This window comes from Pseudomonas sp. PB103, from assembly GCF_009764635.1.
Taxonomy (GTDB): domain Bacteria; phylum Pseudomonadota; class Gammaproteobacteria; order Pseudomonadales; family Pseudomonadaceae; genus Aquipseudomonas.
The window spans coordinates 62,240-73,777 of the sequence record NZ_RWIL01000173.1; the positions used below are offsets into that span (position 1 = coordinate 62,240).

The 11,538-nt window shown below is 59.5% G+C and carries 10 protein-coding genes; 4 read left to right on the plus strand and 6 right to left on the minus strand.

Annotation, left to right across the window (positions count from 1 at the left end; translation table 11 throughout):
* Nucleotides 1-2: 2 nt before the first annotated feature.
* Nucleotides 3-647: a carbonate dehydratase gene (gene can, locus EJA70_RS30130; RefSeq protein WP_008079586.1), complete on the minus strand. Its 645-nt coding sequence runs from the start codon at nt 645-647 to the stop codon at nt 3-5.
* A gap of 141 nt (nt 648-788) precedes the next feature.
* Between can and EJA70_RS30135 the strand changes: the two genes are divergently transcribed.
* Nucleotides 789-1,193, plus strand: coding sequence for a serine kinase/phosphatase (locus tag EJA70_RS30135; protein WP_158836227.1), 405 nt, complete (start codon nt 789-791; stop codon nt 1,191-1,193).
* Nucleotides 1,194-1,331: 138 nt separating this feature from the next.
* Here the strand turns inward: EJA70_RS30135 and rimI are convergent, their stop codons facing one another.
* Both rimI and EJA70_RS30145 read right to left on the minus strand, forming a co-directional pair.
* Nucleotides 1,332-1,784: a ribosomal protein S18-alanine N-acetyltransferase gene (rimI, locus tag EJA70_RS30140; RefSeq protein ID WP_008079588.1), complete on the minus strand. Its 453-nt coding sequence runs from the start codon at nt 1,782-1,784 to the stop codon at nt 1,332-1,334.
* Nucleotides 1,777-2,523: an energy transducer TonB gene (locus EJA70_RS30145; protein WP_158836236.1), complete on the minus strand. Its 747-nt coding sequence runs from the start codon at nt 2,521-2,523 to the stop codon at nt 1,777-1,779. Before EJA70_RS30145 ends, rimI begins: the two co-directional genes overlap by 8 nt.
* A gap of 232 nt (nt 2,524-2,755) precedes the next feature.
* On the opposite strand from EJA70_RS30145, the gene mksB reads away from it, so the two are divergent.
* Genes mksB through mksF form a run of 3 tightly spaced genes read left to right on the plus strand, consistent with a single transcriptional unit; the run spans nt 2,756 to nt 7,576 of the window.
* Nucleotides 2,756-4,048: an Mks condensin complex protein MksB gene (mksB, locus tag EJA70_RS30150; RefSeq protein ID WP_008079590.1), complete on the plus strand. Its 1,293-nt coding sequence runs from the start codon at nt 2,756-2,758 to the stop codon at nt 4,046-4,048.
* The gene (mksE, locus tag EJA70_RS30155; protein ID WP_158836229.1) at nt 4,038-4,739 is read left to right on the plus strand and encodes an Mks condensin complex protein MksE; all 702 of its coding nucleotides are present in this window, start codon (nt 4,038-4,040) and stop codon (nt 4,737-4,739) included. Before mksB ends, mksE begins: the two co-directional genes overlap by 11 nt.
* Nucleotides 4,736-7,576 carry an Mks condensin complex protein MksF gene (gene mksF / locus EJA70_RS30160; RefSeq protein ID WP_158836231.1) on the plus strand — a complete coding sequence of 947 codons (2,841 nt, stop codon included), beginning with the start codon at nt 4,736-4,738 and terminating at the stop codon, nt 7,574-7,576. Before mksE ends, mksF begins: the two co-directional genes overlap by 4 nt.
* Nucleotides 7,577-7,757: 181 nt before the next feature.
* Here mksF and EJA70_RS30165 read toward each other — a convergent pair whose 3' ends face one another.
* The 3 genes from EJA70_RS30165 to EJA70_RS30175 are packed head-to-tail and all read right to left on the minus strand — an operon-like array spanning nt 7,758 to nt 11,323.
* Nucleotides 7,758-10,061, minus strand: coding sequence for an intermembrane transport protein PqiB (locus tag EJA70_RS30165; protein WP_008079593.1), 2,304 nt, complete (start codon nt 10,059-10,061; stop codon nt 7,758-7,760).
* Nucleotides 10,054-10,677 carry a paraquat-inducible protein A gene (locus tag EJA70_RS30170; protein ID WP_158836232.1) on the minus strand — a complete coding sequence of 208 codons (624 nt, stop codon included), beginning with the start codon at nt 10,675-10,677 and terminating at the stop codon, nt 10,054-10,056. Before EJA70_RS30170 ends, EJA70_RS30165 begins: the two co-directional genes overlap by 8 nt.
* Complete coding sequence (locus EJA70_RS30175; protein WP_158836234.1) at nt 10,664-11,323, minus strand: paraquat-inducible protein A; 660 nt, start codon at nt 11,321-11,323, stop codon at nt 10,664-10,666. The genes EJA70_RS30170 and EJA70_RS30175 overlap by 14 nt, the downstream gene beginning before the upstream one ends.
* Nucleotides 11,324-11,538: the final 215 nt, after the last annotated feature.

An 11,538-nucleotide genomic window follows, 5' to 3' on the forward strand; every position in this document is an offset into this window, starting at 1 on the left:
TCTTACGGCGCGCCGACCGGACGCAAACGATATTGCGGCGGTAACTGCTCGAAACCACTGATGGTGGTGTTGAGACTTTTCCAGCGACCGTCCTTGATGCCATAGATGCACCCGTGGATCGACAGGCTCTGCCCGCGATGCCAGGCGTTCTGGATAATGCTGGTGTGGGCGACGTTGGCCACTTGCTGGACCACGTTGAGTTCGCAGAGACGATCGACCTGCTCTTCTTCGGTCGGCAACTTGGCCAGTTCTTCGCGTTTTTCGTAGTACAGATCGCGGATCGACCGCAGCCAGCCGTCGATCAGGCCGAACTGACGGTCCTGCATCGAGGCGCGCACACCGCCGCAGCCGTAGTGGCCGGTGACAAGGATGTGTTTGACCTTGAGCACATCGACCGCGTACTGAATCACCGACAGGCAATTGAGGTCGGTGTGCAGCACCACGTTGGCAACGTTACGGTGAACGAACAGGTCGCCGGGCAACATGCCAACGATTTCGTTGGCCGGCACACGTGCGTCGGAACAGCCGATCCACAGGTATTCCGGCGTTTGCTGGCGCGCCAGCTTGGCGAAGAAATCCGGGTCTTCCTTGGTGATCGCGTCAGCCCAACGCTCGTTGTTATCAATCAGGTCTTGTAAGTCGTGCATGCTGTAAGGCCTCAAGAAAGATGCGCTGGTATGACAGTCGACCGCCCGTCGGGGTCACGCCGCCAACGCAAGTGATTTCATGGGAATTCTCGTGTGCCTGGTGAGTCCACCTTAGTAAGGCCCACAGTATGAGGATTTGCCATGACTGATTCACGACGCCCTTACGATGCGGTGCAACCGGAGCCCATCGATGATAACGAAGACCGCATGGGTTCGGTGCATGAGCTGGATTTCGACGAAGACGAGCCCAGCGCGAAGATCGGTGATGAGATTCCCGAGCGTGAACGTGAGCAGTTGTTGCCCAATGAGCGCGTGCGTGAGGCGGGGATGACCGGGGCATCGACCGCTGATCATGAACCGACCGACGATGACATGAGCCCGGAAACGCTGATCCATGAGGATGGCGCGCGGGATGCCCAGGAAGCCGGGGAAGGCAATCCGGCGGATTGGGATCTGAGCCTGGTCGATGAAGACGACATCGGCGGTGGTAACGGGCTGGATGAAGCGGAGTTGGCGCGGCGCGACCCGCTGGATGGTAACCGCTAATAGACGCGCCCCCTGTAGGAGCTGCCGCAGGCTGCGATCTTTTGATCTGTTTTTGCATGAGCCGGAACAGGATCAAAAGATCGCAGCCTGCGGCAGCTCATACAGGGGGATGTTGTATCCGCAGAATGAGTCAGGGGATCAGTCAACCAGGGTGCAGGCCATGACCACGGCGTCTTCCCGCCCGCCCACCGCCGGATAATAATCCCGGCGCCGGCCGATTTCGTTGAAACCATAGCGCTCGTACAAGCGGAACGCCGAGCGATTGCTGTCGCGCACTTCGAGAAAGCACTCCCGAGCTTGCGCCGCATACGCCCGCGACATCAGATGCTCGAGCAACGTCAGCCCCAAGCCTCGCCCCTGATTCTCCGGTTTAACCGTGATATTGAGCAGGTGCGCTTCATCGAGAATGATCTGCACCACACCGTGGCCAACCTGTTGCTGACCTTCGAACATCAGCCAGATCTGGTATTTGCCCAGGCCGTCGAGAAAAATCCCCCGAGTCCATGGATGGCTGTACGCGGCGAATTCAATCTTCAGCACAGCGTCCAGATCCGCCTCGATCATCGGGCGGAAGGTTACAGCGTCACTCATTCGATTCTTTCCAGCGCGCCATCAGCCGACGCATGGCTTGCCACACGGCGGCCTTGCGCTGTGGCTCTTCCATTAACAACTCCAGACCGGGAATGGCCCAGGCCGAGCCCAGACCTTCGATCTGCAATTCACGATTGAATGCTTCAGCGTCCGCTTCACCGGCAAAACGCACTGCCGGCAGGCCGATCAGCCACAGGCAGGCGCACGGTGCGGCTTCCATTTGTACCGAAAGGAAACCCTGGACGAAGTCGCGCGCCGCTTCCGGGCCCTGATCCATGGTGCCGCGATTGAGCCACGGCCAACGCACTGGCTCGCCGACGATTTGCGGTGCATCCGGCAGACCGGCGGCGCGCAGCATGTCTTTGAGCAGCAGATAAGCCGGGTCGCGGCTCTGGAACGGTTCGCCTGTGGGTAACTCGACCAACAGCAGGCAGCGCCCGGCACGGAGCAATTGCAGAGCGAAACGCGGTGGCGGCACCGGCGCGGGTTTGGCCACCACGGGGGTGTCGTCGGCCGCTTCTACCGGTTTGGCGTTGGTTCGGGTGCTGGCCAGCGAAGGGCGCGGCACTTCGATCTTTGGCCGTTCGCTCGGACGGGCGGTCGGTTGCACCGGCGCCTCGGCCTGCGGTGCAAGCACCATCGGCGCCTCTACCTCTGGCTCGGGCATGTCCAGCAGCTCGGGCCGCGACGGCGCGGCGAAAGGCAATTCGGTGCGCGGCAGCCAGTTGACCACCTGCATGGCGTTCAAATAGGCGCGGCGGCGGGACTCGATTAGCAAGGGTCGGCCACTTGTGGATAACTGAAGTGGGCTGATTCTACCGCCCTTCGCTCAAGATCGCCCGTTGTTGATCGATAGACTTGATCAACGTCTTCCACAGGGAGAAACGCGACAGTCCGTCCCGAGAGTGAATCGCCTCCTTCATGATGCAGTACAATCGCCGCTTTTCATTGCCAACCAGCCGGGCATTCCGATGATCGAACCCAAGCGCGTCTTGCGCGCCCTCGCTGAACACTGGGCGCTTCTGGAGCCTTTGTGCGAGCATTTCGACCAAGGCACATTGAGCCTCAACGAACTGCGCGCGCAACTGGCCGCCCAACAACTGGACAGCACGCCACAGGACATCACCAGCCTGCTCGACGTGTGGATTCGCCTCGATATTCTGATTCCGGTGGCGAAAAGCCCGAACCGTTTCGAGCTGAACGCGCAGATTCACGACTTCCTCGCTTACCTGCGTCGTGAACACCGCTTGGGCCTGTGCCTGGAAATCGAAGCCTATCTGCGCCACCTCGAACGGCTGGCCGGGTACATCCAGGACGCGTTCGACATCCGCGACGGTCACGACCTCGCCCGCCAATTGCGCCTGCTCGACATGCGTGTCCGCGACGTGTTGAAGAAGCTCGACAACGACGAACAGGCCTTGGTCGCCGTGGCCGAACGGGCGAAGACCAGCGATCGACAGATTCCGCTGCGTCAGCGTTATGCCGAAGTGCTGGCGACGTGGGACGAATACGTCGAGCCGATGATCGATCTGGTGAACGCCGACGGTGCCTTCGAACAAGGCGTGCGCAAGGTCGAAACCGTGTTGCTGAAGATGCTCAGCGAGCAACAGCGCCTCGGTCACCTGGTGGACGATGACATGCTGCTGCGCACCCACGCGCGCATCCTCGAAATGCAGACCAGCGCTCAGTTGACGTTGCGTCACGCCCGCGAACTGCTACTGCCGCTGCGTGAAGAAGCACGCCGGCACAACGCCGTGACCCGTGGTGCTGCGCTCGCATTGGCGGCGATTCGCCGCAAAGGCATCGACGCCGTGCCGCAAGCGGCGATGCCGCTGTTCACCCGCCCGCAAAGCACCTTCCTCGGCAGCGCCAGTCAGGTCGAAGCCTACGTGTATGCGTTGGCGCGTTTCGAGCCGAAACCGGCGCGTTTCCCGAAAGCGCACAAAACCCAGAAAGGCGAAGCCCCCCGCGCGCCACGCACCGTGCGCGAGATGGTCGACCGTTGCGAAGAAGCCCTGCCGATGCCGGATCTGATGACCTGGCTGCTCGAGCAAGAACCGGACGGCGCCACCGACGAATTGCTCTACTGGTTCTCGCGCCTGTCGCGGGAAAAACGCTTCAAGCGCGAGCGTCTGGAACGCCGCGAATACCACACTCACGAGCACCAGGTCAGCCTGCGCTCCTTCGCCCTGCTCTCGGCCAGCGACAGCGCCGCCGAGGATTCTGCGAGCGCCCTCTCTGCAGGTACTTCAAATGCAACTTGATCTTTCCGAACTGTCGCAACTCGCGCCGATCTTCCGCGAGCTGTTCAAGGGTTACCACGTCAGTCGCCGTGATCCGGAGCTGTACGCGCAACTGTCGAACTTCCAGGATCAGTACCGCACGCTGTTCAAGGCGTTGGGTTTTGAACTGGTCTGCGACACCCGTGGTTTCTACTACTTCGTACCGGACATGGCCGCAGCGGCGGTGAACAAGACTGCCCAGCGTCTGGCGCTGTTCACCTTCATCCTCGTCGAGCACCTGGCCGATCAGGGCCGCGACCCGATCGCCGTGCTCGATGGCGGCAGCCTCGGCCGTGAAGAACTGCCATCGTTGCTGGAGAAGTACCGCGACCTGTTCATTCAGGCCGAAGTGCAGACCGTTGAAGAACTCGAAGAAAAGATCATGCGCCGCATGACTCAACTGGGTTTCGCCGGCGAAGAAAACGGCGTGTATCGCTTCCTGCCGCCGATGCACCGTTTCCTCGACGTGTGCCTGTCGGTGCAGCAAGACCGCGATCTGGCAGCCAGCGTACACAGCGTTCTGCCGCTGCCAGCCCCGGTGCTGATCGACGAAGCGGCGGAAGCCAAATTCCTCGAAACCGACGATCCGCTCGATCTCACCGAATTCGATGAAGAGAGCGAAGAAGACGCACTGGCCCGCGCCATTGCCGAAGAACAGGAGTCCGACGCATGAGCCAGGAACGCTACGGCATCCGCCGCTTTGCTCTTTTGAACACCGCCGGTTACAGCCTCGGCCTGTTTCCGCTGGAAGAACCGTTGTCGGTTTACGGCGCGAACAACCTCGGTAAATCGGCGTCGATCAACGCCTTGCAGTTCCCGATTCTGGCGCGCATGTCGGACATGAGTTTCGGCAAGTACAGCCTCGAACAATCGCGGCGCTTCTACTTTGCTTCCGACACCAGTTACATCCTTGTCGAAGTGAACCTGCCGCACGGTCCGCACGTGATTGGCGTGGTCGGTCGTGGCCCCGGCGGTGGTTTCGGTCACCAGTTCTTCGCCTACGCCGGCAAGCTCGATCTGGCGCATTACCAGAAAAACGACACCTGCCTGCGTCAGAAAGAGCTGTTCAGCAACCTTGAGAAAGAAGGCCTGAAAGCCTACGAACTCAAGCCGGACGAACTGCGTCGTTTGCTGGTTGGCGGTCACACCTCGATTCCGCTCGACCTGACGCTGATCCCGCTGCGCTCCACCAGCGAGCAGAGCCTGAAGACCTTCCGTGCACTTTTTATCAACCTGCTGCACATGCGCGAAATCACCGCGGCCAAGTTGAAGCAGTTGTTCCTTGATGCCTTCGAACACAGCCTGCGTTCCGGCAGCGTCGATTACATCGCCGCGTGCGAGGAAGCCTTCCGCGATGTGCGCCGCATGGAACAAGACTACAACTCGCTGGTCGCGGCCGGCCCGCTGGTTGAGGCCTTGGCCAACGGCGTGAAACAGCGCGACGTGCTGCGCGGCAAACTGCATCGCCTGTCGCCACTGCTCGACTCGTTGCTCGGCACCTGGTCGGACTACGCCAGTGCACGCAAGGAAGAGCTGACCATTCAGGCCGACCACTACCGTGGCGAGCAGGACAGTCTGCAAAACGATCAGCGCGGTGGCACTCAAGAACTGATGCGTCTGGAGCGGGAAATTTCCGGCATTCAGCGTTGGCTCGGCGAATTGTCGGTGCTGAAGAATCGCTTTGCCCTGGTCGACGACGTCAAAGTGCTCGAGCAACAGTTGCTCGCGGCCAAAGACGCGCACGACGAATTGGCCGGTGCCTTGGCGCAATCGCGTCAGTTCAGCGCGGAAGACCTGGAAGAGCGCCTGCGCGATCTGGAAAAACGCCTGAAGTCGGTAAAGCAGCAACTCGATCACGCCGACAACAACAGCTATGCGCGTCTGCGCGAAGAGTTCTCGCAACAGGACGTCGAGCGTCTGATGCGTCTGTTCAACAGCGCACTGTTCAGCCTGCCGCTGGGCGAACACGGCATCACCCTCGACGACGATGGCGAGTGGGTCAAATCGGTCGAGCTGATCCTTGATGGTTTCAAAGGCGAGCGCTTCGAAGTGCCGGGCCTGTCGATCGACATCTCCAATATCGAGCCGCCGGCCCTGCAAGCGCTGGCCGACCGTGCCGCGTTGCGCGATCAGAAAGAGCGTCTGGAAAAAGAACTCAAGCAACTGAAAACCCAACAGGCCGTGGCCGCCGACCGCGCCGCGAGCAAGACTCAGACCGAAGCGCTGTACCAGCAGGTGCTGGACGCGCAGAAAGCCTTGGAAGATTTCCGCCGCACACAGACTTTGAGCGCTGAAGAAAGCGACAAGCTCGAGCAACTGGCGCAGATGGAAGGCGCGCAGGACGAACTCAAGCGTTCCAGCGATGCCTTCACCGAACGCGTCCAGCAACTGTCGGCCAAGCTGCAACTGGTCGGCCGCCAGATCGCCGACATGGAAGCCAAGCAACGCACGCTCGACGATGCGCTGCGCCGTCGTCAGCTGTTGCCGGCGGATCTGCCGTTCGGTACGCCGTTCATGGATCCGGTCGACGATTCGATGGACAACCTGCTGCCGCTGCTCAACGACTATCAGGACAGTTGGCAGGGCCTGCTGCGCGCTGACGGTCAGATCGAAGCGCTGTACGCGCAAGTGCGCCTCAAGGGCGTGGCCAAGTTCGACAGCGAAGACGACATGGAGCGCCGTCTGTCGCTGCTGATCAACGCGTACGCGCACCGTACCGATGAAGCGCTGACGCTGGGCAAGGCCCGTCGTGCAGCGGTCACCGATATCGCCCGAACGTTGCGCAACATCCGCAGCGACTACGACAGCCTCGAGCATCAACTGGCGTTGTTCAACCGTGAGATTAACAAGCGTCAGGTCTCCAACCTGCAGAGCTTCCGCATCGTTCTCGCGCCGAACAAGGAAGCGCTCAAGCACATCGATCAGATCATCCACAGCGCCGGTCAGTACGAAGAAGGCGAAACCCTGTCGGTGTTCGACCTCAGCCAGAGCGCCGAGCAGGACAACAAGAACGAAGAGGCCAAGGAATATCTGGCACGGTTGGTGGCAGCGAACCACAACCAACTCGGCCTCAAGGACTTGTTTGAGCTGGCGTTCGAGATCACCAAGGTCAACGGCCAGCCGGTGATTCACACCGACATCGACGGCGCGGCGTCCAACGGTACGACGATGACCATCAAGGCGCTGACCAACATGTACTTGTTGCTGCACTTGATGGATCGCGATCAGGCCGGGCGCGTGCGTCTGCCGTACTACCTCGACGAGGCGGCGGACATCGACGAGAAGAACCAGGCCGCATTGCTGGAAACCAGCCTGCAACTGGGCTTCGTGCCGATTCTGGCAAGTGTGAAGCCGCAGGTCTGCGCCAGTGTCGCGATCGACCTGGAAGGCGGCAGCGGGCCGGCGGGTATCTACATTGATGAGGCGGACTGGAAGTACATCCGTCGCCATGATGTGGTCAAGGCTACGGTCAATGTTGCAGCGGATGAACCGGAGCTGGATGCGGTTTGATCGGCGTTAGCTGAAGGCAAAAAAAGGGCCGCGATCTGATGGGATCGCGGCCCTTTTTTATGGCTTGGGATTTGTGCTGATTTTACGGGCCCTATCGCGAGCAGGCTCACTCCTACAGTTGGAATTCGCTCCCCTGAAGGAGCGAGCCTGCTCGCGATGGCGCCACTTCAGACACCTCAGGTTACTTACCGAGTGAAATCTTCGGCGCCCACGTCAGCCACTCATCCTCAAACTTGTCGAACAACGGGAAAGTCTGCTCAGCCCGCGCCGGGTTGCCCATGCGCTCACCCTCCGGCGTAGCAAAAGCAATCCCGCCCTGAATCGCCGTCTCCAGCGATTCGGTTCGCACTGTCAGCCCGTTGAACAACCCGATATCAAACCCAACACCGCTGGTGTTCCAGAACCGGCTGCCACTGCGCACCAGTGGCGCGTATTTCGGCTCGATCAGAATGTGCACCAACACCCGATCTGCGGTCTGTCCCAGTTCATACCCCGTCACTTTACCCACAGTGATTTCACGGTAAGTCACTGGCACACCCGGCTTCAGCGAACCACGACGGGCAGCGCTCAGTACCAGACTCAACCCTGCTTCCTGCTTGGTCACTTCCGGCGCATTGGCCAGCGCGACAAAGTTCTTCTGTGGGCCAAGATTCTTCGCCGCCGGTTGCACTTCGATGTACTTGCCGGTCACCAGGGTTTCCAGATTCTCGGTCTTGATCAGGCCGAGCTCAGGCTTGACCACCCAGAACTGACTACCAACTCGCGCGATCTTTTCTGGGACTTCAGTGATGCGCGCCGTGAGGATGACCGACTGCAGGTCATCAGTCAGATCGACACTTTCAATCTTGCCGACGTCCAGTCCTTTGAAGCGAACCGGCGTGCCACTGCTGAGGCCGTCGGCGCGATCGACTTTGATCGTCACTACGCTGCCTTTTTTACTGGCGTCGTCGTGATTGGCGAACAGACGGAAACGCGGGATGCGCTTCTGCAGCGGTGCCTTGGCTTGCGGCGTTTCGAAGGCGATACCGCCGGCCATCAGGGTTTGCAGCGACTCACTTTTTACTTGAATACCGCCAGTCAGACCACCAGTGAGGGTGACACCGCTGACGTTCCAGAAACGCGTCGAGGCGTTGACCAGGTTTTCGTATTCCTTCTCGATGTGCACGCCGACGATGATCTGCTTGCGCGTCTTGGAGAACTGATAGCTCTGGACCGAACCGACCTTGACCTGCTTGTACAGGATCGGACTGCCGACATCGATCGAGCCAAGGGTATCGGTGAACAACACCAGGTGCAGGCCCGGCGAGCGCAGATCCAGTGGCGGCGCTTTCGGCCGTGCTTCAAACTCGCGTTTCGGTGCTGCGCCTTTGTCACCCGGGCGTACGGCGATATAGTTACCCTTCACCAGAGCTTCCAGCCCGGTGATACCCGCCAGGGAAATCGACGGTTTGACCACCCAGAACTGCGTGCCGTCGACCAGATAATCTTCGGCCAAAGGATCAAGCGTCAGTTCGGCGGTGGCGCTGTTCAGATCCGGATCGACCTTCAAAGCTTTCAGGTTGCCGACCTGAATGCCTTTGTACATCACCGGCGTGCGGCCAGCCTGCAGGCCTTCGAAGTCGCTGAGTTTGACCTTCACGCGAATCCCGGCAGCAGCGGCGTCGAAATCCTCGTAGAGACGGAACGGCAGGCTTGGATCGGTCGGTGGACTGTCCTTGCGGTTTTCCGGCGTGGCGAAGGCGATACCACCGGCGACGATGCTCGCCAGTGATTCGCTGCGCACTTTTACCCCGGACAGGTTGGCGTCGATGCTGATGCCGCTGGCGTTCCAGAAACGCGTGTGTTTGCGCACCAGTTTTGCGTAGGTCGGTTCGATGAAGACTTTCAGTTCAACGGTGCTTTGGTCTTCCGAGAGCAGGTAACTTTTGACCTGGCCGACCTTGATCTGTTTGTAGAACACCGGGCTGCCGCGGCTCAGTGAACCGAGTCGATCAGCCTTGATGGTCAGGTGCAGGCCAGGCTTGGCGTCGGACAGCGGCGGCTCTTCGGAAAGCGCCTTGAACTTGCGAGTCGGCTCGCCTTCACCAGGACTGATGGCGACGTAGTTACCGGAAACCAGGGTTTCCAGTCCGGTGATACCGGCCAGGGTCACGCTCGGTTTGACCAGCCAGAAGCGCGTGCTGGTCTTAAGATATTGCTCGACGTCCTTGTTCATCTCCACGGTGGCGATCACGCCTTTGGAGTTGCCCTCATCATCGAGCTTGAGCGTCTTGACCTTGCCGACCGACATGCCTTTGTACATGACTTCGGTCTTGTTGGCCTGGATGCCTTCGCCACTCTCGAAGCGGACCTGGATCTCGATACCGGTTTCGGAATAGGCACGCCAGCCGAGCCAGCCACCGATGATCAGCGCGATCAGAGGCAGTACCCAAATGGCAGACCAGTTCGAGGCCGGTCGGGTTTTCGCTACGGGCAAATCAGTCATGGTCGTCGTCCGACTCCGTGTTATCCCAAATCAGTCGGGGATCGAAAGTTACTGCGGCGAGCATCGTCAGAATCACCACACTGGCGAAGGCGATGGCGCCAAGATTGGCTTCGACACTGGCTAGCCGGCCGAAGTTGACAACCGCCACGAGAATGGCGATCACAAAAATATCGAGCATCGACCAGCGACCGATGAACTCGATGAAGCGGTACATCCAGATGCGCTGACGGGCCGACAACGGCTGGCGTCGTTGCACCGAAAACAGCAGCAGCGCGATGCCGACCAGTTTGAAGGTCGGCACCAGAATACTGGCGATAAAGACTACCGCGGCAATCGGAATCATGCCGTGCTGCACCAACTGGATCACCCCGGACATGATGGTGCTCGGATCACCCTGCCCCAAAGAACTGACAGTCATGATCGGCAGAACATTGGCCGGAATATAGATGATCGCGGCCGTGATCAGCAGCGCCCAGGTGCGGGTCAGGCTGTTCGGCCGGCGAGCGTGAACCAAGGCACCGCAGCGGGTACAGATTTGCTCGTCGGTGTCCGCTTGCTGCTTGTTTAACTCATGACATTCGGTACAGACCAGAATGCCCGCATCAATCGCCCGCATGCGCGTTTTCTCCTGATAACGCCTGCCAGATCTGATGCGGTGACATCACCACTTCCAACCAGACCTGTATCAATAACAGTCCGATAAAACACGCCAGCCCGAGGCCTACAGTAATCGCCGCCATGTCCGCCAGTTTGACGATCGCCACCAGTACGCCCATGAGGTAAACCTCGAGCATTCCCCAGTCTTTGAGGTGGTGGTAAATGCGATAGAGCAGCAGACCGTAGCTACGGCCGAGGTTGAAACGAATCGTCAGTAAAACGAACAGCTGACACAGCAACTTGAGCAGCGGTATGGCCATGCTGCACAGGAATACGACAATCGAAACGCCCTGCATGTCGGTGTTGAACAGGCCGAGAACGCCGCTCCAGACCGTATCCTGCGAAGACTGTCCGAGGATATTGAGCTGCATGATGGGCAAAAAGTTTGCCGGGATGTACAACAATAACGCGGCAATCACCAAGGCAAGGCTGCGCTGCACCACGTTATGACGGTGAGCGTACAGTTCGTAACCGCAGCGTGGGCAGAGGGCTTTCTCGCCGTGGGCAAGCGTTGGCTTGCGCATCAGCAGGTCGCACTCGTGACAGGCCACCAAGTCTTCCAGCGGTAAATCTGACAGCCCAGGGGCGTCAACCGACTCTGACATAAAGGCTCTGGCTCCGAATAAGGTGGGGCTATTCTAGTGTTCTGGTTTGAAAATAACTGTGCAAATTTGTTCGCTGATCGCAGTTGAAAACTTTCCTGCGGGCAAAACAAAACCCCAACTGCTTTCGCAATTGGGGTTTCGGAATTTAATCTTGACGATGACCTACTCTCACATGGGGAAACCCCACACTACCATCGGCGATGCATCGTTTCACT

What these genes read in the sequence shown, in the direction of transcription:
- EJA70_RS30175 (WP_158836234.1), bottom strand. Translation starts at nt 11,323, where the DNA reads ATGTCAGAGTCGGTTGACGCCCCTGGGCTGTCAGATTTACCGCTGGAA.
- EJA70_RS30170 (WP_158836232.1), bottom strand. Translation starts at nt 10,677, where the DNA reads ATGCGGGCGATTGATGCGGGCATTCTGGTCTGTACCGAATGTCATGAG.
- EJA70_RS30165 (WP_008079593.1), bottom strand. Translation starts at nt 10,061, where the DNA reads ATGACTGATTTGCCCGTAGCGAAAACCCGACCGGCCTCGAACTGGTCT.
- EJA70_RS30135 (WP_158836227.1), top strand. Translation starts at nt 789, where the DNA reads ATGACTGATTCACGACGCCCTTACGATGCGGTGCAACCGGAGCCCATC.
- mksB (WP_008079590.1), top strand. Translation starts at nt 2,756, where the DNA reads ATGATCGAACCCAAGCGCGTCTTGCGCGCCCTCGCTGAACACTGGGCG.
- can (WP_008079586.1), bottom strand. Translation starts at nt 647, where the DNA reads ATGCACGACTTACAAGACCTGATTGATAACAACGAGCGTTGGGCTGAC.
- mksF (WP_158836231.1), top strand. Translation starts at nt 4,736, where the DNA reads ATGAGCCAGGAACGCTACGGCATCCGCCGCTTTGCTCTTTTGAACACC.
- EJA70_RS30145 (WP_158836236.1), bottom strand. Translation starts at nt 2,523, where the DNA reads ATGCAGGTGGTCAACTGGCTGCCGCGCACCGAATTGCCTTTCGCCGCG.
- rimI (WP_008079588.1), bottom strand. Translation starts at nt 1,784, where the DNA reads ATGAGTGACGCTGTAACCTTCCGCCCGATGATCGAGGCGGATCTGGAC.
- mksE (WP_158836229.1), top strand. Translation starts at nt 4,038, where the DNA reads ATGCAACTTGATCTTTCCGAACTGTCGCAACTCGCGCCGATCTTCCGC.